The sequence below is a fragment of the Microcoleus sp. FACHB-831 genome (genome assembly GCF_014695585.1).
In the GTDB taxonomy this organism is placed as follows: Bacteria; Cyanobacteriota; Cyanobacteriia; order Cyanobacteriales; family FACHB-T130; genus FACHB-831.
Genome location: NZ_JACJON010000061.1, coordinates 129395 through 152647 on the forward strand (window position 1 = coordinate 129395; position 23253 = coordinate 152647).

Consider the following 23253-nt stretch of genomic DNA (forward strand, 5'->3'; position numbering starts at 1 on the left):
ATGATGGGGAACGATATCCCATGGGAGCTAGTTAGACTCAGGGATTTGGCATCTTGGCGCGAAATCCTGCCCGTTCCCCCACTTCAGCTATTAAGTGGCTAACTCTGCCACAAAAGCATTCATTATGATGCTTCCAGTAATCAAGTAGACTTACTCGATTAATTTGCTAGTAAGGATATTTACAAACAACTCAGCCTGGTTATGCTTGCCGTTGGTTTCGTCCTTGAAGTTGACTCACCAGGCATCCTTATTAAGCACCTTATAGTTGAGTTTCATAGAACCCACAAGAGCGATCGCTGTTTAACGATCCCGCTTGACGGCTATTATTATCTGGACTCAATATAACTAACCAACCATCTCAGGGGAGACAAAACCCAAAATGCGAATTCTTTTCGTCGCCGCAGAAGCTGCTCCCGTCGCTAAAGTTGGAGGTATGGGAGATGTGGTCGGTGCCCTACCCAAAGTTTTAAGGCAAATGGGGCATGATGTGCGAATCTTTATGCCTTACTACGGCATGCTGCCCGACAAAATGGAGATTCCCAAAGATCCCATCTGGAACGGTTCTGCCATGTTCCAGAACTTTGCCGTCTATGAAACCGTCCTGCCTGGAACGGATGTCCCATTGTACTTGTTTGGACATCCCTCCTTCACCCCGCGCCGCATTTACTCTGGGGACGATGAAGAATGGCGGTTCACCTTGTTTGCCAACGGTGCGGCTGAGTTTTGCTGGAATTACTGGAAGCCGCAAATAATCCACTGCCACGATTGGCACACGGGTATGATCCCTGTCTGGATGAACCAAGACCCCGATATCACTACTGTTTTCACGATTCATAACTTAGCTTATCAAGGCCCTTGGCGCTGGTATTTGGAGAAGATTACTTGGTGTCCTTGGTATATGCAAGGTCACAATACAATGGCAGCAGCCGTGCAGTTTGCAAATCGAGTGAACACGGTTTCTCCTACTTATGCTCAACAGATTCAGACTACCGCTTACGGTGAAACCCTAGAAGGTTTGCTGTCTTTTATTAGTGGGAAATTATCAGGTATTGTCAACGGCATCGATACTGAGGTTTATAACCCAGCCAATGATAAATACATTGCCCAGACTTTCACACCTGATACCCTTGAAAAACGTGCAGCTAACAAAATTGCGCTGCAAGAAGAAGTGGGTTTAGAAGTAAATAAAGGTGCATTTTTGATTGGCATGGTAACGCGGTTGGTAGAGCAGAAGGGGATAGATCTGGTGATTCAGATGCTCGACCGCTATATGGCTTATACCGATGCTCAATTTATTTTACTGGGGACGGGCGATCGCTACTACGAAACGCAAATGTGGCAGATGGCAACCCGCTATCCCGGTCGCATGGCAACTTACTTACTCTATAACGATGCCCTGTCTCGCCGCATCTACGCTGGTAGCGATGCTTTCTTAATGCCAAGCCGTTTTGAGCCTTGCGGAATTAGCCAAATGCTGGCTATGCGCTATGGATGCGTGCCGATAGTGCGCCGCACGGGTGGGTTGGTCGATACGGTTTCTTTCAACGATCCCGTAAACCAAGCTGGTACTGGGTATTGCTTCGACCGCTACGAACCGCTAGATTTGTTCACCTGCATGGTTCGCGCTTGGGAAGGTTTCCGCTTCAAACCGCAATGGAAAGAACTGCAACAGCGGGGAATGAAAATGGACTTCAGTTGGGATACATCGGCCAAGGAGTATGTCAAATTGTACAACTCGATGTATGGGATTACTGAAGAACCAAACCCAGTGCAAAATAAACCACAATTAGCCAACATTTAAATAAGAAAAAAACACTTATTGCGTTAGCTTCGAGACTAACACAATAAGTGTTTTTGCAATTATTTTCTAACTGCTGATTGTTGAACGCTATCTGATAAAAATGGTTTTGGATCGTCAGCTACCCAACCCAAATTTGAGTTATAGCGAACTTCATAATGTACGTGCGTTGGTTCGGCGTCAGGTAGCCCTGTAGAACCAACCGTTCCTAACTGTTCTCCCTGTCTAACTTTCTGTCCCGTTCTAACATTAATACTGCCAAGATGGGCGTAGCGAGTTTGTCTTCCTGCCTGGTGATTGACAACAACCAAATTACCGTAATTCCCTCTGTCTCCCGCAAATGCTACCGTACCGTCGCCAGCCGCTAAAACAGGTGTTCCCTCTGCTGCTAGCAAATCTATACCGCTGTGGAAGGCCAGTTTATTAGTAATTGGATGCATCTGCCAGCCATAAGCCAATATCACACCCGTCATTGCTGGCAAAGGATACCCCGCGATCGCCACGTTACTCCGCGCTGAAGGACGAATTGGTGCCCAATTCACTCCAGGCACGAACACTAATTTCGGATCTGCTTGACAGCCGTTCGCCTCATACAACACATCTGCACGGACGTTGTAGGTGGACGCAATATCCCGGTAGCTTTTCCCTGTAGGAACTTGGACGCGGATACCGTTATAAGGAGGAATTAGTATCTCAGCCCCTACTCTTGCCATGCCTTTCCTTAAACTGGGATTCATACCCATCAGCGTGGCTGGGATGAGATTGTAGCTTTCAGCAATGCTTTCCAGGGTCTCACCCGCTACTACTCTATGACGAGTCAGGCGAGATAAAGCTGGCGGCGGGCAAAACTCCCCAACTGCTCGTTGTGGTGCCTCGAAAATAATTTCGCGATTTTTTGATGTCTGGGTGTCCTCTGAAGCCCCCAGCGAAGGTAGCTGCTGATTATCACCTGCCGTAATAGGATTAGCCTTAGTTCCCTCACTTGGGATAACTAGCCACAAGAGTGCCGATAGCAAGGGGAGCCAGCAAACCAATTTTGGATTTTGGATTTTGGATTTTAGATTGCCGATTCCTGGCATAACAACGTTTTTCCGTTGGAAACAATATTATTTATGTCAGCTCGATCGGGATTTACGCTAATACACTCATGATGCCCGCCGCCCCAAAATTTTGGGGCGGCGGAACAGTGTAAATCCTATTGTTATTACAATTCTGCCTTAAAACCGATCCCTCAAAATTCCCTAGCGAGTTTATAGAGAATATGGATGAGATTCCACATTTATCTACGAAACCCGCTACTGCTTAAAGGACTCGCAAAATGCTAGGAATGCTATCTATTGCTTCTAGATTGCGAATTTCTTCAAGGGCGTGTCGAAAGTTTCCTTCGCGGACATCGTGGGTTACGACGACAATTTCAGCTAATTCGTCCTGAAATCCAGTCTGGACTACGGATTCAAGACTAACACTGTGGTTGCCAAAACTGGTTCCCAATTTGCCGATTACGCCGGGACGGTCTTTTGTTAGGAACCGGGCGTAAAATCGAGTGACTAACTCCTCCATTGGGGCGATCGCGCAATACTCTTGATGACTGCAACTTAATAGCGGATGCAGCGATTCAATTTTCGATTTTGAATTTTCGATTTTGGATTCACTCTTGTGCTGGCTACTGGCTTTTTCAGCCTTTAAAACAGCGGCAATATTCAATATATCCGACACTACAGCGCTCGCGGTGGGGCCAGCACCTGCACCCCGTCCGTAGAACATCACCTGTCCAATTGGTTCGCCTTCCACCAAAATAGCGTTGTAAACACCGCTGATACTCGCAAGCGGGTGTGTCTTTGGTACGAGGCTAGGATGAACTCTAACTGACAAATGAGACGGTGTATCTCGCTTCGCTACCGCCAGCAGTTTAATCGTAAAACCCAACTTCTCAGCGTAGGCAATATCTGCCGCGCCTATCTGAGAAATTCCTTCGCAGTAGACATCTTGCAGTTTAATCCTTCCCCCAAATGCCAAGGAAGCGAGAATTGCAATTTTATCACCAGCATCCAGACCATCCACATCGGCGGTTGGGTCAGCTTCGGCGTAACCAAGCTTCTGGGCATCGGCGAGGATGTCTTTGAAGCTACCCCCTTCTGTCTGCATCCGGGTGAGGATGTAGTTAGTCGTGCCGTTGACAATGCCAATTACGCTGTGGATGCGATTACCACCCAAAGACTGCTTGAGGGGTTGAATTACGGGTATGCCGCCGCCTACTGCTGCCTCTAGCATGACATAGACGCCTGCCGCGTTGGCAGCGGTGAAAATTTCATCGCCGTAGCGAGCGATCGCTGCTTTATTGGCTGTTACTATATGCTTGCCGTTGGCAATTGCTTTCAACATCAGCGATCGCGCTGGTTCCAGCCCACCCATCACCTCTACGACAATATCCACTTCGGGATCTTGTACTATGCTCTCTAAGTCCGTTGTCACCAAGCCATCGGGCAGTTGTACCGTTCGGGCTTTGTCAAGCGATCGCACCCCCACTCGGTAAATTTCTATTTCTTCGAGCAGCGGATTGCGCCCGTTGGAGTCCAGCAAAATCTGCGCCGTCCCCGTTCCAACCGTCCCCAATCCCAGCAAACCAATTTTGAACGCCACAGTTTTCGCTACTCTACAACTCTCTTATCTAGACTAAGGGAGCATCCCCTTTTTGCAAATATATTCACTCAGCAGTTGCAGCCGTAACGCCAAGGGCGATCGCGTTTCGCTTTGTAGGTGCAAAGATTTAATTTCTAAAAATAACTACCGGCTTGGGGTTTCAAAATCTACAATCCTGGCGAGGTTCGCTGGTTCACCTTTAATTTGCCTATACCCAATTGCCAAAAGTTTAGACGCGCAAAGCTTTCTTTCTTTTGTATGACAAACTTTTGACTTGCTGTTTACCGCCTAAACGGGCCAGGATTGAGCAAAGGTGCTGAGGTGATTTTTATACTGTACGGGTGATACTTTTTTTGGTCGTAGGAACCCACCCAGATTTGGTACTTACCAGCTAGCCACTGTCCGGCAATACCTGGATTTTTGCCTTGGTACTCATCATTGCACCAAGTACCCCCAGGCCCCTTGATGACTATGGTGGTGTCCTCTGGGCTTTCTACAACGATTGATAGATAGTTGAAAAAAGAAGTCAGCCGTAGGGTATGGTCTGGTTTTTCGTTCATAAAACCAACACAAGGCCCATTTAGCGTTTCTTGCCGTCCAGCAACGGTTTTCGCCGATGCTTCGCCACCACTAAGACCCCTAATGGTAAGCGGATCGGGCGAAAACTTACTACCAATAGTGACATTCTCGAATATTGGGGGTGTTTGCGCTTGCGCTTGGCTTCCTTGTGGGATTTTGAATAACAGGACGCTTGCAAGCGTGGCGATCGCCATGATGGGTGTCAACCCAGAGGGCACTAGGAATTTTGCCGCTCGCTTCGCTACTGCTTTGTGCATCCTAAATACTTTAAATTGCACTTTTTTTATCGAATCTTAACAGTTTTGTTTCTACCCTTGACGAGGGTAGGTTTTCCCAAGTTCCGCAGAAAAAGGCAAAAGTAAAAAGGCAAAAGGCCAAATAAAGGCAAAATTATAAGTTCATGCTCTTTATCTTTTTGTTCCTCTTATTTTTGCCTTTTTGCTTTTTCTTACTTTTCTATTGCCTGCTGCAATCGAGGCAAATCTAGCCCGTGCTGATGCAGCAGTACCCAAGATTGCATTAAATCGGGGCCATGTACGTCGCCAGTCAACGCACATCTGAGGGATTTCATCACTAACCCTTTTTTCAAGTTTTGCTCTTTGGTCACTGTTTGGATAATCTTTTGAGCATCATCTGAGGTTAGAGTTTGAGCGCTCTCCAAAGCAGAGATAATAGCCCCGATTGCTTTCTTCGCGTCAGCTTGCTGAACTTGGGCAGATGCCTCGGCCTTATATTCTACAGTCTGAGTAAAGAAAGTGTTACTCATTTCTACGGCTTCGTCCAAGCGGTTTAAGCTGGGGCCAATTAAACCAGCCAGTTGCTCTAAAAAGGGGCGATCGCTATCTGCATTAAACTCATACCCAGCTTTTTGCCAGTAAGGTATCAGCAAATCTACCAACTCTGGGGCTGGCATTTGGTGCAAATATTGACCGTTCAACCAATTAAGCTTATCCCAGTCAAACTTAGCCCCTGCCTTATTAACGCGCTCAAAGCCAAACTCTTTAGCTGCTTCTGCGGGGGTAAAGATTTCCTTGGTCGAGTCGGGTGCTGTCCAACCCAGCAACGTCATGTAATTTACCAAGCCTGGGGCGATGTAACCCATCTGCTTGAAGTCCCAAATGGAGGTTACGCCATCTCGTTTAGAAAGCTTTTTGCCCTCTTTGTTCAAAATCAGGGGAGTGTGGGCAAATTCGGGAATTTTACCCTCCAAAGCTTCGTAAAGCAAAATCTGCTTTGCTGTATTGGCGATGTGGTCTTCTCCGCGTATGACATGAGTAATCTGCATATCGATGTCATCCACCACCACTGCCATATTGTAGAGGGGCTGACCGATGGCATCTTCATCGGAAGCGCGGGCGATTACCATGTCGCCCCCCAGATCGCTAGCTTTCCAGCTAACTTTTCCGCGCACCATGTCAATCCAAGATATTTCGCGGTCGTCGTCAATTTTGAAGCGAATTACCGGGCGTCGCCCTTCGGCTTCAAAAGCTGCTTGCTGTTCTGGTGTCAAATTGCGGTGGCGATTATCGTAGCGGGGAGCCTGCTTTTTAGCCTCCTGTTCCGCCCGCATTTGATCTAGTTCTTCTTTTGAGGAGTAGCAGCAATAAGCCAAGCCTTTGTCTAAGAGGGTTTGCACCGCCTTGCGATAGAGGTCGAGGCGCTTAGATTGGAAAAATGGCCCTTCATCCCAGGTTAGACCAAGCCATTGCAATCCCTCGAAGATATTCTGGGTATATTCGTCGCGCGATCGCTCTACATCCGTGTCTTCAATCCGCAGGATAAACTGTCCGCCGTGATGACGTGCAAACAGCCAGTTAAATACAGCTGTTCTCGCCGTACCGATATGTAAATTCCCCGTAGGACTGGGGGCAATCCGAACTCTAACTGTCACAGCAGATTTTCTCCGACAAAGCATGACTACTGTTCTTTAGATTTTAGATTCAATCCAAAATCTAAAATCTAAAATCTAAAGTGGTTTACGGGACTGACGGGGCTCGAACCCGCAACTTCCGCCGTGACAGGGCGGTGCTCTAACCAATTGAACTACAGTCCCTTAATTGGCACGAATTCAAGTATGCCGAGAATTTATAAATTTGTCAAGCTTTTTTTTGAGATATTTTTGAAAAAAGCTGTGAACCCACAGTAGCCAAGGGATGCAGGCTTGCCACCCTTGGTAAAAATATATGATAAAGCCATTCCAGCCCTTTGGCGATAGGGCGGCTATTAAGCCTGGGTCAGTCAAGATCTCGCTTGCGTGGAGCGACAGACGCGCGATCGCTCGATCTGCTTGTGTTGAGCTAGCAGTATTTGCGGGGAGCAGCCACTCGATAGCTACCAAGATGCCCTAATTACTAGAGCAATAAATTCGGCAAATTAGCAAGTAAAAATAGGGGTGCTTCTACTTATACAAACTAGACATAAAATGGCAGAAATTATACTATAAAGTTATCAATAAACTTGTCATTGTTCTATGCCAAGAACTGGTGCCAGCTTGTTTGTTTCCTGGGCTTTATGGGAATACTAAATTAAGGCAAACCTCAAATTCTAATAAATCTGTGAGGCTGAAACACTATGTCAGACATCAATATCAATGAGGCAACAGCGCACCCTTTAGCCAAATTTCGCAACCATTTGGAATTTAATGGATATAACGTTCAAGAACAAGATGACACGTCAATTGGCGCAACGCACCCTCGCAAAGTAAGTCTAGCCCTGACACATCTTCCAGATAGAGGAGTATACATTGCCAGTTACTTTAACTCAAAGCCAAGCATTGCCAGGCAAGATATGCTCGAATATATCAATGAATTGAATTCGCAATTTTGCTTCATTAAGGCTTATATCGATGGAGAAAACAATTTGGCCTTTGATACTTCCTATGAGGGCGATTATGACCGGAAGAATTTCTCAATTATTTTGGAAAATATAGATGAGGACTGGAAAATTTTTGCGGTTCACAAACTAACAGAAAAGTATCTAGATTACTAGCTTTATCCAAACGGGTATGGCTTGAGCATATCCATAATATTTTCGCTCAACCTAAAGTAGCAAAAGTAAGCGATCGCTGTCCTTATTTTTAAGGCGGATTAGTAAGGGGCGATCGCTTACTTTTTCAACAGCCACTTGTCATAAACTTACTTGGAATGGCGCGATCGCTAGGCTTTGGCGCGATGCTTTACTTTTATTCCGACGAGCGTTATTAGAGCCAATCCTGCTAGCGCCGAAGGTTCCGGGACTTCACGAGTTGAACTGGACTCAATGCCAAAGGCGAGAACCTGGGTAAATTGAGTTGGGCTGAAATTATTATCGCTGACAACAATAAGCGAGCGCCGCCCATCTGCCAAATTAGGCCCAAAGGTCAGACCTTCTATATTATCTAGAGGCAGATTTAGTGTAGCGAAATCCAGCAACAATTTTTTATCAGCAGGTTTTATCGTGTTGAGGTTGACAGTGCTGAGGCTATCAATAGCACTAATATCATCAGCGTTATCTAAAGACACCTCAAACAGTTTAATAGTATTTCCCACTCCCTTAGAAAAAGACCGCTCCAAGCTTAGGAAGTTGCCATTGTTATCTAAAGCTAGCAAATCAACTAAACCATTTGTACTGAAGGTGCCAGCAGGATTAGCAGCAGCTGCAACAGGCTCGGTTAAATAAAGAAATTCCTGTTCTGCTTTGCCTGTACCCAGGTTATATTTTAATATTCTCGAAGGGCTGCTAACACCTAACGCCGCCGCAGGGCCATCTTGAGCGATCGCATTTTCTGTTGCTGTGAAAAGAGACTTTTGATCTGGTGTAATTGTTAAACTTTCAAAGGCTAGATTGTTGCGGATACCGCGATCGCTTGTTGCTGTCGGTAAAAACTTATCGCGCACTGGCAGCGTATTTAGTTGTTCACCATTTAACGAAAATTCCTTAACAAAAGGAGCGACTAATTTGCTAGCATCTCCCTCAGAAGAAACAAACACGGTTCCTTTGCTAGTCAGGGTAATTCCCTCTGGATCTAAGCTTAACGGCGCGAAAGGTTGACCGTTTTCAGTTAATAGCGTGGTTACGCCAACAGGAATCACTCCCCCTTGTTGCAAGGAACCTTGACTGAGATCGATGTTGAGTGTATAGAACCGCGCTGGAGCCTTTTCGCTACGATCGTCGGAAATACTGTAATAAATATTTTTACTGGCGTCGTAGGTAATACCTGATAGACCTCCCAGTTCTGTTCCCTGAAATGTGCTTCCTGTAGGAAAGGTAGATTGCCCTAATAAATCCACCTTTGTAATCGTGAATGCTTGGACTGGATGTATCGCCAGTATTGCAGTCGTGAATCCACTGAGGATATAAAATGACGGATTTCGTAACTTTCTAAAAACTTCAGGGATATTGCCCATGACAGCCCCGTTACGGCATACAATCTACACCAGTAACCTATCATCTTAAAACTAAGAGATTCTTAAGGACAGGTTATAAAATGCCTGTTATAAAAAAATTCAAACTTGGGGAGGATATTGTAGGTGAGTCGGTTTCGCAAGGGCAAGTTTTTGTGAAAGAGTCGAGAGCGAAGGATAGAGTTGAGGAGAGGGCGATCGCTCCACTGAGAGAGATATTGGTATAAGCGAATATACCCAGCGATCGCACATCGCAGTTTATCTTGCACGCCAACCAGCGATCGCAGGTTTAGTTTGCAGCGATGCGAATTCTATTCGCCCTTTTTACAAAAACTCAATCCTCACCAAACAAGATGCTTCTCCTACGCCAAACCCTGCGATACAAATCCTGCCCAATAATGGGGACTGACAAAGGGCAAGTTTTTCTGGCAAAGCGACTTTAAACGCCCCTGAAGTTTGATAATTTCTGTGGCATTTTCCTCAGTTTCTTTCTGCTCAAAATAATCCTCTAACTGCCGTTTATACTTACCAGATAACTCATCGCCTGTCAAGTTGCGTAGCTTAAATTGTGCTTTTCGCAGCGCTTCCGATCGGCTATGATATTTCTTTTCCTGATAGTATAAAATGCAAAACAAAGCCGTTGGTAATTCATCCACAGCCCACAAGGTACTTACCACATTTCTAGCACCCGCACAGAGGAAACCACTAGCAATAGAGAGCGGATCGTCAGTAATTTGGGTGAGGGTTAAATTCGTTTCGCAGCAGGAGAGGAAGACGTCGGCTAAGTCCAAAAATCTCCAGGTAAAAATGCGACCGAGGTTGATATCGCCGTCGAATAAGTGCAGTTTTGATTCAAGGGAATTATTCAGATCCGACTCAGCGTGATGGCTGGAATGGAGGACTTGCACTCGATCGAGTAAATTTTGATAGTTGCCGATAGTTGCTTGCTGGTATTGGAGGCGACTATCTTGGGTAACTTCGTGCATCGTTGCCAGGGTTTCGCACTCGTATCCAGCGCAAACGAGGTCGCCTGTGGCATTTTCTACGATTCCCATCGTGGTCGGTTTGAGGTTGCCTCGCTGGTGGCAAAAGTTGAGTATTTGGCAACTGGGAACGATGCGGAGGCGGAATTTATCGCTGAGGTATTCGGGTTGTTGGGGTGGGGTTTTGGATTCGGTTTTGAATTCGGTTTTGCTGGGTGGAGTTTGAGGTTTCCGTCCGCGTGTTTTGTCGGATGCTGTCTCGATTTGGGGAATGGGAATGTCATTTAAGGGTACGGCAGCAAAGGGGATTTGATGCAGGGATAGGTGAGGGATAATAATCAGTTCTTTGATGTCTTTGAGATGTTTTTCAATCAGTTTTTTGAGTTGCAAACGGTTAGCGAGTTCGGATAGAAATTCAACGATTTTATTTTGCCATGCGGTTGGGTTTTCTTTATAAGGTATTAACCAGTTGTTCAATATCCAATTTTGCAAGGTTTCATATCCTTGACCTTCGCAAGTGTGGAGTTGGGTTAGTTGATTTTGCCGCAAGATGAAAATATGGGTATGCTCGCCAGTGGTGTAAAAATTGAGGATGGCGGTTTCGGCATCGGGAATTAATTTTTGCATATCCTCAAAACTGAGGGGGTCTGGTTGCAATTGACCCGCCAAAACTTCGTCTTTGCTGCGAATTTTCAGCCAAGCTTGCTGTTTTTCTACTTCTAATTCTTTAATCTTTTCGATGATAGCGTCGCCGTTGGGGGTTGGTTGGGGAGTGGCGGCGAGTGCTTTCATCCCCTCATTGTCAGAGGAACGCAAACGGTTGCTTTGCTGTTGCAGGCGATAGTATTCTTCGACTTCCGGGGGAATTTCGCCTTTGGGGTAGAGGTCTTTGCTGCTATAAAATAAGTCTGCGAGGTGGCGGGAACGGGAACGGTCTGCGGTTTCGACGGCTTTATCGTATTGTTTGAGGTTGATGTAGCATTGGACGGCGTTGGCGTAAACGGAGATGGCTTCTTTAATGATTTCTTTGCGGCGTTTGTCAGTGGTTGATCCTTTGCGGAGTTTTTCCACTGCTTGCATCGCGGGTTCGTATCCTTCTAAGGCGAGATGCCAGTTACCTTGGGTGAAGCCGAGGTTGCCGAGGTTGCGACCTGCTGGAAAACATTCAACTGGCATGGTTTCAGGTATGGCAATTTTGAGACTGTCTCGATAGTTTTCAATAGCTTTCTCTGTTTGCTGCGATTTGTAATAAGCATAGCCAATGTTGTTCAGAGTATTCGCTTCTCCTTGACGGTTTTTAATTTCCCGTTTAACAACTAAAGACTGTTCGTAAAATTCGATCGCTCGTTCAAATTGTCCTAGAGAGCGGTAAGCAATGCCTAAATTTCCCAGAGAATTTCCTTCCCCTTGGGGAGATTTGATTTCTCCAAAAATAGTTAAAGACTTTTGGTAGAAACCGAGCGAGTTTTCAAATTTTTCTAAAGAGCGGTAAGCATTACCTAAACTTCCCAGAGAGTTCGCTTCCCCTTGGCGGTCTTTGATTTGCTGACTAATGGATAAATACTGTTCGTAGAAATTAACTGCTCGTTCAAATTGTCCTAGAGAGTAGTAAGTATTCCCTAAATTTCCCAGAGAAGCTGCTTCCCCTTTGCGGTCTTTGATTTCCTTACAAATCGCTAAAGACTTTTCGTGATAAGATATCGCTCGTTCAAATTGTCCTAGAGAGTCGTAAGCATTGCCTAAACTTCCCAGAGAAGCTGCTTCCCCTTTGCGATCTTTGATTTCCCGTTTAATCTCTAAAGACTCTTCTTGGTAAGAGATTGCTTGTTCAAATTTTCCCAGAAAGAGGTAAACATTCCCTAAACTTCCCAAAGAAGCTGCTTCCCCTTTGCGATCTTTGATTTCCCGTTTAATCTCTAAAGACTTTTCTTGGTAAGAGATTGCTTGTTCAAATTTTCCCAGAAAGAGGTAAACATTCCCTAAACTTTGCAGAGAATTACCTTCTCCTTTACGGTCTTTAATTTCCCTAAAAATAGCTAAAGACTGTTTGTATAAATCGAGCGCTTGTTCAAATTGTCCCAGAGAGTCGTAAGCACTACCTAAATTTCCCAAAGAATTGGCTTCCCTTTGGGGATCTTTGATTTCGATAAAAATCTTTAAAGACTGTTTGTATAAATCGAGCGCTTGTTCAAATTGTCCCAGAGAGTTGTAAGCACTACCTAAACCTATCAGAGAAATCGCTTCCCCTATGCGGTCTTTGATTTCCCGTTTAATGTTTAAAGACTGTTTGTGGAAATCGAGCGCTTGTCCAAAGTGTCCCAGAGAGTCGTAAGCACTACCTAAATTTCCCAGAGAATTGGCCTCCCCCTGGCGATCGCAAATGGCTTTATAAATGATGAGGCACTCTTCCCAGCACTGAGAGGCTAGGGGAAACTGGCTAATGTAAAACTGCTTAATTCCCCACTGTAATAAAATATCGGCTATCTGTTTTCTGATAGTTGTTTGCTGCTGGTCACTACCGAAAATTTTACCCATTTTTAAAGATAGGTTGGTTAAACGATTGGCAATAGTTTGGTTGCCGTTCTCCTCGAACAAATTAGCAAATGCGATTATCGTTTGTAAAAGTCCGGGATCGAGTATCTCGGTGTGTGCGTTTAAGATTTGCACTTCTTCCCCGTTAGGACATTCGAGCAGTTTTTGGATGAGTTGCCAATAGGCGGCGAGACGATTCTCGTCCATTGTTGTTTTCCTACCTTCTATGTGATTGTTTTTCTGACTACCAACTAAGAGCGGACAGTTTCCACAACGTCAAAACTTTGATAAAAAACTTGCAAATTGTCTTGCTGTCGCAATTGTTCAGATAACTCCTTAATCCGTTTAGCATTCAATTCTGGTCGTTCTTCCTCTGGACGGGGAGTTAACCAAAGCAAACTCAAAGGTTTCTCCAAGGCAATTGCTAAAAATTCCTCCTTTCCGGTGCCAAACTCAAAATTACTGTTGTTTTCATCTGCCCAAGAGTTCTTTAGAGGCAGCAAAATTGGCCATTCTTCAATAATAGAATTCGGTGCATAACCTGATGATGGACAGAGTAGACATAGTTCCTGTTCGCTTCGATTAAACAACAGTAATTGATAATTAGTAATCTTCCAATTAATCAGCATCCAAAGCGATTTGTTGGCGGGAATTGTTGGCGTAAGTTTCTGTACAGAAGGAGGAGGTGTTTGCTCTTTTGCGATTTTCAAGTTTTCTTCTGTGAAAAACAAGAGCCAATTGGGAGGAGATTTAGCTTTTTCCTGCAAGAATTGCCAAAAATTAGTTTGCAGGGTTTGAATATCGGTGCTATCTGCGATAATATCTAGGAGTTTCTCATATTGCTGTTGGGATTTTTGGCTCAAATCTTCAAGGCGATCGAGGATATTGTTAGAACCGACTAATAACTCAGTGATGCCAGTTTGCACCACCCCCATTTGCTGCAAAACCTCCAAAAAACCAGAATCAATTTGTCTGGCAACGCTTCTTACTTCAGCAGCGATTTCCTCTTGATTTTTTCGAGACAACAATTCCAGCCGTTTCTCAAATTCATACAAATTAAAATCAGCCGGAATTGTTGACGGGTTTTGCTGTTTAATTTCATTAAACCGTTGCGATATTAGAGCGTGATTTTCGCTAATTTGCGCTCGCATCACCGCGAACAGATCCAAAACCATCCTGGCAAAGGCTTTTCCGTCCGATTGAAAATCCTCTCTCAGCGCTTCTCGCAACGCTTTGGGGAAAATTTGATGTAAGCGATCGGCAGTATGCGTTATTACAGGTTTTCCCAGAATAACCCCTGCTTCCCACCGCAAATAATCCAGCAACGCTGCCCACAAATCCACATCCAAGGCGGTAAGATTGCTAAAATTTTCTGGACGATAGGCAAAAAATTCTGTTAATTGCGATTCCTCAATGGGTGCAAATTCCCCAGGCAGATTTTTAACCATATTTTCCCATTCTGCCTCTGCCAGTTTCGCCATTTTTCGCAAGCTGGTTTCGGTTTCTTTGGGAAAGTGTTTTGAGTCAGCAACGGCAACAATTACGGCTGCGATCGCTTTTCCTACAGTGCTGGTTAAATCATTATTTCTGAGAGGAGCTTTATCTTTCCCCAGTTGCTTTGAAATCGCACCAGCTTCATTTGCCACAACTCCGCCAGCAACACCTGCTAAAAGAGTTCCCGCTACCGCAACGGGTACACCCACAACGGATGAACCCAGCACACTGCAAGCCGTTCCCAGCGCCAAAGCTACGCTAAACGTACCGAGTCGAACATATTCCTGTTTGGTTAATTTTGGCGATTCCATAAGATGCCGATTATTAAAGTTTGATGTTAGCAGTCGTTGAATTGAAGTAACGAAACATAACCTAAAAATAGATTCTCTGTAGCATTTTAACTTCGCTCCAATCCAAACCGAAAAATTTGTTCGGCAGTTAAATTAAAGTTGGGAAATGCTGGGGACTTAACGGGGCTATTCCCCTGGAATTGGCTGACTTGATACTCGCCATCAACCAGTTGGTGAACTGAACAAGTCGGCTGTTTGGGATTACCAATAAATCGCCTGCCGCCTAAGCCCAGATAGTCAACAATCCAGTATTCAGCAATCCCCATTTCTTCATAATTCCCAGCTTTTGTGAAGTAGTCATCGCGCCAATTGGTACTGACTATTTCTACAATCAGACGAACTGACGAACCCATTGTAATAATAGATTCTTTTGACCAACGCGGTTCATTGGCCACAGCTTGCCGATCCAAAACTATAATATCTGGTTCGTATCCAGACTCGTCACGAAAAGGTTTGACTACGCATTCTTTCGGTACGAAACAGTTCAACTCTTGATTTTCAATTGCAACATTTAGCTTGTAGGATAGGAAGCCCCCAAGTTCTGAATGTTCGCCTGTTGGCTTTGGCATTTCAACGATTACCCCGTTATGCAGTTCGTAGCGGTGTTCTGAGTTCTCTGGATACCAGGCGATGAATTCGTCAAATGTAACTTTTTTAGGTATGGCTTGTGTCATGGCAAAATCCTCTTTTTTGTCTAATGTTAATTTGAACGACAAACGGCATTAGACCTCTTGCAAAAATTTATAAATGCCCTCAGAATGAAGTCTGGGGCTACACAAAAAAAGTTTTAAGCTTAGGCGCTGAGACATTCTGAAGAATAAGTTAATTTTAGCCTTGCGGCATAATAGCTTAGTCACTCAGGTAAAGTTTGCGCTTCTTAAACGGTAGGGCGTGCATTTTGCAAAAAGTTAGCCAGCCAATTCTTGAGGTGATAAGTAGCGCGGCAGTCGTCTTCGTTGTAGCGAACGATAGAGTCTAGGAAAGCGCGATCGCCTGTCTCCAACCAATCGTCATACCAACAAACGCTCTGGGCACCATTTGCCGTACTGTCGCGCCACTCAAATCCTAGCCAAGTCGCGATCGCTTTAAGTGAATAACCTTCCACTGGAAGCATCACAGCAGCCGTTACTCGCTCGTGCAGATCCACACAGCGGGCTAGCACTGGATATACCTGCGAGGCTGGCGTATTGTACAATTTAGCTAAACGTTTTACAGTATCAGCTTCGTAGGGGGAAAAATGAAAAATGGGCGCATTTGGATAACTCCCAACTAAATCTAAAAATTGTTGCCAGACTAACTCTTCCGCACCTGGCTCTTCTGCTAACAACGGATAAAATTTTTCTGTTTTTGCAACCTTATCAACAACTAAAACACCCAGTAAATAGTCAACATTTAGCTCTTGCTCTGCCTCAATATCAAAGTATATTTCAATCGGGGATGTCGCCAAAAAATCCCCATCATAGAAAGCCTGCGCCGATTTCAAAATCGCCCGATTATGCACTGTGGATTGAGCTTGAAGCACCAGATTTTCCGCCACTGCTTCCCCCAACAATGGTTCTAAATGGCTTGGGTTAGCCGAAGCAAGGGATTCAACAGCAGTAAGCCCAAGCGTTTGCAAATGCTCATAGCGGCTGGGTGTTACTCCAGGTAACAAAGATAAGTGCTGCTGGGATTGAGCTACGCTATAGCAATGGTTGTACCATCGGCAGAGATTGCAGCGTTGTCGTGAAATAAATACTTCTGGCGTCTGAGTTGATAGTAATGTTTCAATGCATTCATTTAAAATTTTCTGCAACCGAGGCAACCATTTTGCAAAATTGATAGCATATGGCTTTTGATAGCGCAAAATTAATTGCGAACTTTCTGGTAAAACTCCTTGCACCTTTGCCAGCACTAAAGCATGAAAAGCCGCAGAAATTTGATATTCTTGCTTGGGACGCCTGCCAAATTTAATCGTAGTGGGGATATAAATCCAATCGCCAAAGTTGGATTGCCCGGGATGTTTGACTAATAAATCGGGATTACTGACCAAGAAGATGTTATGTTCTGGATTATTAACTTGTTGAGCCAGATTTTCTTCATACACGTCTTCTCCAGCAAGTTCATAATTTTCGCTGCTAGGCTCTAATCCCAAATCTAAAATCGCCAATTTTAAATTGTCTGCTGGTGTTAATAGCACGCCTTGATAAATGCAGTCTGCGCCTTGGCGCATTAATTCCAAAGTCGCTTTTGCACCAGCCTCCCAATCTCCTCGGCGATATTTTGGTTCGGAGAAGCTAAAGCTAGCTAAAATATTTTGCTGATATTTCTGGCTGTCTTGTTGCAGCTTTAGCAGAAATTCGCTCTTGGGTTTTTGCAAACTGCGATCGCCGTATAGATCTAAAAAAGACCGCCGGGGACAGCGTTGGTAATGCAGCAGCAAGTCATTTGTCAGCCACATAGGTTTTAGTTAAATTTTTTAATCAACATTTTGATGCAAATACCCATAGTCAACCTGCAAAAACTGCCCATTGTCACAAAGCGACAATATACGCGATCGCTCCTCTTGCAGTCTAACGATTCCAGAGCATCACTATTGCGATGCTTAGTCAAAAGCTGAACTGCGGCGATGTTCGCCATCAGCGCTAATACTGGGTTTAAGTACGCCAGGGAGACAAATAACAGATTTAACTGAGCTTAATGGCGATCGCGCTAATTCTCTGGCTTCTAGAAGGCTGGTTTGAGCTTCGACCAACGATTCTAAAGATTTCACGCTAATGTACTAAAGTTATTACGTTCAAAGCCGCATATCCCCTTCGCAACATATGAGCGAAGAATTTCTGGCACTTGGAATTCACGATTACATCACCAAATCTGTGAAAATCGCATAATTACAAACAGCATTGCAGTATTTGGGGGTTATGTGTTTATGAGATCGGAAAATACTGGTAAAGACTCGATTAATCCGGTTTCTGCCAATAATCCACAAGTCTTAGATTTGAATTACCTAACTCAAGCTTGCGGAGGAGACACAATTTTTGTTAAAGAACTTCTAGAGCTGTTTGTGGCTGATACTCAAACCAGGCTGCAACAAGCTCAAGTCGCCGCACGTAGCTTTGATCTCAAAAGGCTGGAAAATATCATGCATCATATTCAGGGAGCCAGTGCTAATGTGGGAGCAAAAGCCGTGCAGACGCTGGCGGCTCAACTAGAACAGCAAGCAGAAGTTGGCAATTTAGAAAATGCTGTTTCTCTTCTGGCTCAACTAGAAGAAGCTTATGATGCCGTCACCGCCTTGGTTGCCACGTCTACCCTCTAGCTACCTTTGCGATTCGGATGACCTTGCTGAATAATGAGCGCACGAATTCTCGTCGTTGACGACGACATATTGAGCCTGAAGCTGATTGCACACCATTTGAGAGATACGACTTACGTGGTGGAAACGGCTAGCAATGGAGAAGAAGCTTGGGAGCTGGTTGTGCAAAACCCTCCCGATTTAATTATCTGCGATTGGTCGATGCCAGGGATGTCTGGCATTGAGCTTTGTCAGAAAATCAAAGCCGATCTACGCTTGCAATTGATTTACTTTATACTGTTGACGGTTCGTTTAGAGCTTCCCGATCGCGTGGCTGGTCTGGAGAATGGAGCCGATGACTATATTTCTAAACCAGTTGCTCCTGAAGAGCTGATTGCACGAATTAGAGTGGGGCTGCGCTTGCGACAAGTAACTAAATCTCTACAGGAGGCAAACCAGCAGTTGCGCCTGCAAAACGAATTGTTGCAATCTCTGACTCTAATGGATCAACTGACGGGTGTTCTAAATCGCAGGGCGCTAGAAACGGGTTTGCCTGGATTGCTGCAAAAAGTAGGCGATCGCTCTGAGGGAAGTGTCTACCGATATCTGAGCGTGTGGATAATTGACATTGACCACTTTAAGACAATCAATGATACCTACGGGCATTTGATTGGGGATAAGGTGCTACAAATCGTTGCCCACCGCTTACAAAGTAACAGTCTCCCTGGCAGTTTCCTCTATCGCTATGGTGGAGAAGAGTTTGTCTCTGTAATGCCCGGTATCAATCCCCTACAGGCGCTGGCTTATGGCGAACAACTGCGACTAGCGATCGCTCTTGAGCCAGTTTGCCTAATGAGTGTTGCCCAAGAGATTCCTGTCACGATTAGTCTTGGGGGCGCTATGGTACACGCAAATGAGCCAATATCAAGTCAAATGCTTTTATCCAAAGCAGATCGGGCGCTTTACCAGGCAAAGGCAATGGGTCGCAATCAAGCGATATTATCAGGTCTTGAGCGGTGCTAAAAATACCGCTTGGTAGAAGTTTAGTGTTGTATTTTGAGTTTTAAAAAATAGTGTCGATTTTTACAGAAAAAACGCAGTTAGCAGCCCATCGTCAGTTGTTTCCAGGTCTGGCGAATAAAGCTTATTTCAACTATGGCGGACAGGGGCCGATGCCAAGAGCATCGCTAGATGCTATCGTGCAAGCTTATGATTACATCCAGAAGTCAGGGCCTTTTAGCAATGGAATGAATGCCTGGATCGTCCATGAGTCTAATCTAACTAGAGAAGCGATCGCGTCTGAACTAGGGGCGCCAGTGCAGTCGATTGCTTTAACGGAGGATGTTACTGTCGGTTGCAATATCGCTTTGTGGGGGATAGATTGGCAATCTGGCGATCGCCTGCTACTCACAGATTGCGAACACCCAGGCATTGTGGCGGCGGCGCAGCAAATTGGTCGTCGCTTTGATGTGGAAGTAGATATCTGTCCTCTGTTGGCGACGTTAAATGAGGGCAACCCAGCAAGCGCGATCGCGTCTCATCTGCACCCTAATACTCGTTTGGTGGTACTCAGCCACATCCTATGGAATACTGGCCACGTCTTGCCCCTAGCGGAAATTGTTGAACTCTGTCGGCAACATAATGGCTCGAAACCGTTACTTACTCTCGTGGATGCGGCTCAATCTGTTGGGCTTCTGCCTCTAAATTTGACAGAATTGGGGGTTGACTTTTATGCCTTTACTGGCCATAAGTGGTGGTGCGGGCCAGAAGGCATAGGCGGTCTTTACATACGACCGGAGATCTCTGAAAGCTTAACCCCTACATTTGTTGGGTGGCGCAGCATTGTTAATGATGATGAAGGTAAATTGGTGGGTTGGAAGGCTGACGCACGACGGTATGAAGTGGCGACATCTGCCTACCCGTTATATGCTGGGTTGCGGAGCGCGATCGCTACTCACCAACAATTGGGAACCGCGTCGGAACGTTACCAGCAGATCCTGGAAAAAAGTAAGTATCTCTGGCAACGCTTATCTGAATTGCCTAATATTAAGTGTCTGCGGACATCTCCCCCAGAAGCAGGTCTGGTTTCTTTCGAGTTGAGCGAACAAAAAAAACACTCTGCGCTCGTAAATTTTCTAGAACAGCAAGGTTTCATGCTCAGGACTATTCTAAATCCCAACTGCGTGCGAGCCTGCGTTCACTACTTCACCCTAGAGTCTGAAATCGAGCAACTGCTAAAAGCAATTGTAGATTTTGGAGTTTAGATTTTAGCTTGGGGATTAAGCTGTTGTGCATTTAAGTAATTCCTAACAAATGCACGAAAATAGATAACTTTGAAACTTGCTTGTTAGAACATTTGAGGTTATCTAGCAATCCTATGTAGAGTTATGAGATGCCAGGAGTTCAGATACCCGACTTCACAGGAGTTGTCGGGTATCTCGCAGGGCGAATCCTTTAAAACTGCTATATCAAATGCGGTTAATTGCCACCACTATGCAAAATTAAAATTTCGTACCAAGGAATTTGAAATATGCGGCTTATGCCTAATTAGGGTTACTCAGCCGGATTTGATACTAATCCAAAAGCCAAAATCTAAAATCTAAAATTTTTATGTCTCGACCAATTTTGTATCTGGCTATCACCAGTCACGGCTTCGGTCATGCTGTCCGGGCGTGTTCCCTCGCGGCGGAAATTCAGCGCTTGTGTCCAGAAATTTTACTGATGCTTGTGACAACTGCACCGCGTTGGTTGCTAGAGTCTTACATTCAGGGCGATTTTATTCATCGCCAGCGTGCTTTTGATGTTGGCGTCATCCAGTCAGATAGCCTGAATATGGATAAAGACGCCACGCTAGAAAAACTGCGCCAGATTCGCAAACAGGAAAGATCTATTGTGGCGGGCGAGGTTAATTTTATCCGGCAAAATCGCGTGGGTTTGATTTTGGCAGATATGCCACCGCTGGCTACAGAAATTGCTTCTGCTGCTGCGATTCCGTGTTGGATGATGAGTAATTTCGGCTGGGACTTTATATACCGAGATTGGGGAGGGGAGTTTAGTGAAATGGCCGATTGGATTAGTAATTGTTACAAAAAGTGCGATCGCTTGTTTCGCCTCCCTCTCCACGAACCAATGAGTGCTTTCCACACCATTACAGATGTCGGCTTAACTGGCGGTACCCCCCGCTATGCGACCGAGGAATTAAGGGCTAAATTTAATATTACGGCTCCTGCGGATAAGACTATGTTGCTTACTTTTGGCGGGCTGGGGCTGCAAGAAATTCCCTACAATAATTTGCAGCAATTTCCCGATTGGCAGTTCATCACATTTGATTACTTTGCCCCCGATCTACCCAATTTAATCAAAATTACCGATCGTCAGTACCGTCCGGTTGATTTCATACCTATATGCGGGCGCATAGTTTCCAAACCTGGTTACAGTACCTTTGCCGAAGCCTTGCGTTTGGAGATTCCTATAGTTTCGATAACCCGCGAAGACTTTGCTGAAGCTAAGGTGTTATTAGAAGGTATCGAGAATTATGCATATCATCAAATTTTGCCGCCAGCTGAGTTTTTTCAGGGCAGTTGGGAGTTTCTACATCAACAGCCCCATTCACCCAGGCTATCTACTGTTTTGGATAAGGAGGGAAATCAGGCGATCGCTAGAGCCGTTCTAAGCTATTTTGAGGTCAATAGCTAATAGCTGTCAGATATCAGTTACCCAAGAGATAGTATTTTATTTATAGGTTGATTATCTTTGATAAATATAGTTCCATATTTAATTATTGCGGATCGCCAATCTAAATCGAGCGATTGTCAGTTAACAAGCAGCAATCTGCCAGATAATATAAGTATTCAATAGGAGTTGATATGAGCCACTACCAACAATTACTAAAAGTTCAAACTCCGGGCAAATCTCTGAGCAAAATAACTTCCAAAGTTCAAGCAATTGTTGCAGAGTCGGAAATAGAGATAGGGCTTTGTACTATATTTCTACGCCATACTTCTGCAAGTTTGATAATCCAAGAAAATGCCGATCCTGATGTTCTTAAGGATCTAGAAAACTTCCTAGCTAAACTGGTACCAGAGGATGGTAAAAGCTACATTCACAGCGCCGAAGGGCCAGATGATATGCCAGCGCATATCCGCACTGCGCTCACCCACACCTCAGAGCAGATCCCCATTGCCAGGGGAAAGTTGCTATTAGGAACCTGGCAGGGAATCTACATCTGGGAACATCGCCAACGCGGACAACTCCGTGAGGTTGTTGTTCACATCAGCGGCAATTAAATATAAAGACGTTGAATTCAACGTTTTTACATCTTAGCCGTAACGCATTTCTTGCTCTGGAGGAGTGGCTTCTTTAGGATCGAAGTAGGTTAACTTTAACATCTGTAAAGTTAACAGCCAGAGATAAAGAGGATTCAAGTAAATGTAACGCTTCCAAAGACGCTTTGGTTCTTGCAAAAGGCGATAAAACCATTCCATGCCTATTTGCGCCAGGAATTCTGGGGCTTTTGGCAAGTTGCCAGCATGGAAATCATAAGCAGCGCCGACAGCGATCGCAGGCATGGATAAAGCGTCGCCATATTCGTAAACCCATACCTCTTGTCTGGGACACCCCAAACCCACGAAGGTAATAGCTGCACCGCTTTGGCGAATCTGTTCGACAATTTCCAGCTTTTCTTCAGCAGAAACTTGTCTGAACTTAGAAGGCTGAGAACCAGCAATTTTGAGTTTAGGAAAACGGGTGCAAAGATTCTTTGATAAATCTTCAAGCACTTCTGGACGACTGCCATACAAGTAAATTGGCAACCCTTCTTCTGCTGCTTTTTCGCATACGAGCAACATTGTCGTAGGCCCGCATACTCGATCTGGAAGTTGGGCTTTATAAAGCCAATTCAACGCCCAGCGTACTGGTTGACCATCTGGCAATACGAGATCCAGATGATTCAGACGATAGCGATGGATTTCGTCCAAAACTCCGGTCATCACGCCATGTACAGCCAGCGCGGAAACGCTCATTTTTTTCTGCTGCTTGGCCGCTGTGATGATTTTGTTTACAGCTGCCTCGTAATCAACCGCATTTACCCAAACGCCCAAGAGATTTTTCTTACCTGCATCTATCATGAAATCCCCTCTTCTCGCCAGCGTCCTTTGTTTAATTTATCAGTAGCCTGCAATATCTGCCAGACGTTTATGTTCAAAGCACAGGCACAAGAAGT

Annotated in this window: 20 protein-coding genes and 1 tRNA gene; 9 read left to right on the top strand and 12 right to left on the bottom strand. The window is 44.9% G+C overall.

The genetic code is table 11. The features are described 5' to 3' along the window. The first annotated feature begins 379 nt into the window (after positions 1-379). Complete coding sequence (glgA, locus tag H6F77_RS17660; RefSeq protein WP_190489851.1) at positions 380-1801, top strand: glycogen synthase GlgA; 1422 nt, start codon at positions 380-382, stop codon at positions 1799-1801. Positions 1802-1860: 59 nt separating this feature from the next. On the opposite strand, the gene H6F77_RS17665 is transcribed toward glgA, so the two are convergent. The 5 genes from H6F77_RS17665 to H6F77_RS17685 all read right to left on the bottom strand — a co-directional run bounded on the left by H6F77_RS17665 (position 1861) and on the right by H6F77_RS17685 (position 7070). Next, entirely contained in the window at positions 1861-2877 is a 1017-nt protein-coding gene (locus H6F77_RS17665) for a LysM peptidoglycan-binding domain-containing M23 family metallopeptidase (protein WP_190489852.1), read from the bottom strand. Positions 2878-3100: 223 nt separating this feature from the next. Then, positions 3101-4438, bottom strand: coding sequence for a homoserine dehydrogenase (locus tag H6F77_RS17670; RefSeq protein WP_190489853.1), 1338 nt, complete (start codon positions 4436-4438; stop codon positions 3101-3103). Positions 4439-4719: 281 nt separating this feature from the next. Beyond that, complete coding sequence (locus H6F77_RS17675; RefSeq protein ID WP_190489854.1) at positions 4720-5274, bottom strand: hypothetical protein; 555 nt, start codon at positions 5272-5274, stop codon at positions 4720-4722. Between the two features lie 191 nt (positions 5275-5465). Then, positions 5466-6908: a glutamate--tRNA ligase gene (gene gltX / locus H6F77_RS17680; protein WP_190489855.1), complete on the bottom strand. Its 1443-nt coding sequence runs from the start codon at positions 6906-6908 to the stop codon at positions 5466-5468. A gap of 88 nt (positions 6909-6996) precedes the next feature. After that, positions 6997-7070 (bottom strand) — tRNA-Asp (locus H6F77_RS17685). 130 nt (positions 7071-7200) lie between these two features. Between H6F77_RS17685 and H6F77_RS17690 the strand changes: the two genes are divergently transcribed. After that, a complete protein-coding gene (locus H6F77_RS17690) occupies positions 7201-7365 on the top strand; it encodes a hypothetical protein (RefSeq protein WP_190489856.1) in 165 nt (54 codons plus the stop codon). 223 nt (positions 7366-7588) lie between these two features. Beyond that, positions 7589-8005, top strand: a complete 417-nt coding sequence (locus H6F77_RS17695; protein ID WP_190489857.1) for a type III secretion system chaperone family protein — start codon at positions 7589-7591, stop codon at positions 8003-8005. A 167-nt stretch (positions 8006-8172) separates the two neighbouring features. Here the strand turns inward: H6F77_RS17695 and H6F77_RS17700 are convergent, their stop codons facing one another. Beyond that, on the bottom strand, positions 8173-9402 hold the full coding sequence (locus H6F77_RS17700; RefSeq protein WP_190489858.1) for an esterase-like activity of phytase family protein: 1230 nt from the start codon (positions 9400-9402) through the stop codon (positions 8173-8175). 80 nt (positions 9403-9482) lie between these two features. On the opposite strand from H6F77_RS17700, the gene H6F77_RS17705 reads away from it, so the two are divergent. Then, positions 9483-9626 (top strand): hypothetical protein, encoded by a 144-nt coding sequence (locus H6F77_RS17705; RefSeq protein WP_190489859.1) that lies wholly within the window; start codon positions 9483-9485, stop codon positions 9624-9626. 135 nt (positions 9627-9761) lie between these two features. Here H6F77_RS17705 and H6F77_RS17710 read toward each other — a convergent pair whose 3' ends face one another. The 5 genes from H6F77_RS17710 to H6F77_RS17730 form a co-directional block, all read right to left on the bottom strand. Continuing rightward, entirely contained in the window at positions 9762-13121 is a 3360-nt protein-coding gene (locus tag H6F77_RS17710; protein ID WP_190489860.1) for a CHAT domain-containing protein, read from the bottom strand. Between the two features lie 44 nt (positions 13122-13165). Beyond that, complete coding sequence (locus H6F77_RS17715; RefSeq protein WP_190489861.1) at positions 13166-14719, bottom strand: hypothetical protein; 1554 nt, start codon at positions 14717-14719, stop codon at positions 13166-13168. 86 nt (positions 14720-14805) lie between these two features. Continuing rightward, complete coding sequence (locus H6F77_RS17720; RefSeq protein WP_190489862.1) at positions 14806-15432, bottom strand: Uma2 family endonuclease; 627 nt, start codon at positions 15430-15432, stop codon at positions 14806-14808. Between the two features lie 203 nt (positions 15433-15635). Then, positions 15636-17198, bottom strand: a complete 1563-nt coding sequence (locus H6F77_RS17725) for a TM0106 family RecB-like putative nuclease (RefSeq protein WP_190489863.1) — start codon at positions 17196-17198, stop codon at positions 15636-15638. 144 nt (positions 17199-17342) lie between these two features. Next, complete coding sequence (locus H6F77_RS17730) at positions 17343-17510, bottom strand: hypothetical protein (protein ID WP_190489864.1); 168 nt, start codon at positions 17508-17510, stop codon at positions 17343-17345. Between the two features lie 156 nt (positions 17511-17666). Here H6F77_RS17730 and H6F77_RS17735 point away from each other — a divergent pair, with 156 nt between their 5' ends. From H6F77_RS17735 to H6F77_RS17755, 5 genes are all read left to right on the top strand, one after another. Further along, positions 17667-18056, top strand: coding sequence for an Hpt domain-containing protein (locus H6F77_RS17735; RefSeq protein ID WP_190489865.1), 390 nt, complete (start codon positions 17667-17669; stop codon positions 18054-18056). Between the two features lie 33 nt (positions 18057-18089). After that, positions 18090-19055 (top strand): diguanylate cyclase, encoded by a 966-nt coding sequence (locus tag H6F77_RS17740; RefSeq protein ID WP_190489866.1) that lies wholly within the window; start codon positions 18090-18092, stop codon positions 19053-19055. A 50-nt stretch (positions 19056-19105) separates the two neighbouring features. Then, complete coding sequence (locus H6F77_RS17745; RefSeq protein ID WP_190489867.1) at positions 19106-20296, top strand: aminotransferase class V-fold PLP-dependent enzyme; 1191 nt, start codon at positions 19106-19108, stop codon at positions 20294-20296. Positions 20297-20642: 346 nt separating this feature from the next. Continuing rightward, positions 20643-21728: a glycosyl transferase gene (locus H6F77_RS17750; RefSeq protein WP_190489868.1), complete on the top strand. Its 1086-nt coding sequence runs from the start codon at positions 20643-20645 to the stop codon at positions 21726-21728. Between the two features lie 170 nt (positions 21729-21898). After that, on the top strand, positions 21899-22318 hold the full coding sequence (locus tag H6F77_RS17755) for a secondary thiamine-phosphate synthase enzyme YjbQ (protein WP_190489869.1): 420 nt from the start codon (positions 21899-21901) through the stop codon (positions 22316-22318). Positions 22319-22351: 33 nt separating this feature from the next. On the opposite strand, the gene H6F77_RS17760 is transcribed toward H6F77_RS17755, so the two are convergent. Continuing rightward, complete coding sequence (locus H6F77_RS17760) at positions 22352-23158, bottom strand: WecB/TagA/CpsF family glycosyltransferase (protein ID WP_190489870.1); 807 nt, start codon at positions 23156-23158, stop codon at positions 22352-22354. Positions 23159-23253: the final 95 nt, after the last annotated feature.

Excerpts from the sequence above, each read along its gene's own strand:
- glgA (WP_190489851.1), top strand. The coding sequence starts at position 380 with ATGCGAATTCTTTTCGTCGCCGCAGAAGCTGCTCCCGTCGCTAAAGTT.
- H6F77_RS17665 (WP_190489852.1), bottom strand. The coding sequence starts at position 2,877 with ATGCCAGGAATCGGCAATCTAAAATCCAAAATCCAAAATCCAAAATTG.
- H6F77_RS17675 (WP_190489854.1), bottom strand. The coding sequence starts at position 5,274 with ATGCACAAAGCAGTAGCGAAGCGAGCGGCAAAATTCCTAGTGCCCTCT.
- H6F77_RS17690 (WP_190489856.1), top strand. The coding sequence starts at position 7,201 with ATGATAAAGCCATTCCAGCCCTTTGGCGATAGGGCGGCTATTAAGCCT.
- H6F77_RS17695 (WP_190489857.1), top strand. The coding sequence starts at position 7,589 with ATGTCAGACATCAATATCAATGAGGCAACAGCGCACCCTTTAGCCAAA.
- H6F77_RS17700 (WP_190489858.1), bottom strand. The coding sequence starts at position 9,402 with ATGGGCAATATCCCTGAAGTTTTTAGAAAGTTACGAAATCCGTCATTT.
- H6F77_RS17705 (WP_190489859.1), top strand. The coding sequence starts at position 9,483 with ATGCCTGTTATAAAAAAATTCAAACTTGGGGAGGATATTGTAGGTGAG.
- H6F77_RS17710 (WP_190489860.1), bottom strand. The coding sequence starts at position 13,121 with ATGGACGAGAATCGTCTCGCCGCCTATTGGCAACTCATCCAAAAACTG.
- H6F77_RS17715 (WP_190489861.1), bottom strand. The coding sequence starts at position 14,719 with ATGGAATCGCCAAAATTAACCAAACAGGAATATGTTCGACTCGGTACG.
- H6F77_RS17720 (WP_190489862.1), bottom strand. The coding sequence starts at position 15,432 with ATGACACAAGCCATACCTAAAAAAGTTACATTTGACGAATTCATCGCC.
- H6F77_RS17725 (WP_190489863.1), bottom strand. The coding sequence starts at position 17,198 with ATGTGGCTGACAAATGACTTGCTGCTGCATTACCAACGCTGTCCCCGG.
- H6F77_RS17735 (WP_190489865.1), top strand. The coding sequence starts at position 17,667 with ATGAGATCGGAAAATACTGGTAAAGACTCGATTAATCCGGTTTCTGCC.
- H6F77_RS17740 (WP_190489866.1), top strand. The coding sequence starts at position 18,090 with ATGAGCGCACGAATTCTCGTCGTTGACGACGACATATTGAGCCTGAAG.
- H6F77_RS17750 (WP_190489868.1), top strand. The coding sequence starts at position 20,643 with ATGTCTCGACCAATTTTGTATCTGGCTATCACCAGTCACGGCTTCGGT.
- H6F77_RS17755 (WP_190489869.1), top strand. The coding sequence starts at position 21,899 with ATGAGCCACTACCAACAATTACTAAAAGTTCAAACTCCGGGCAAATCT.
- H6F77_RS17760 (WP_190489870.1), bottom strand. The coding sequence starts at position 23,158 with ATGATAGATGCAGGTAAGAAAAATCTCTTGGGCGTTTGGGTAAATGCG.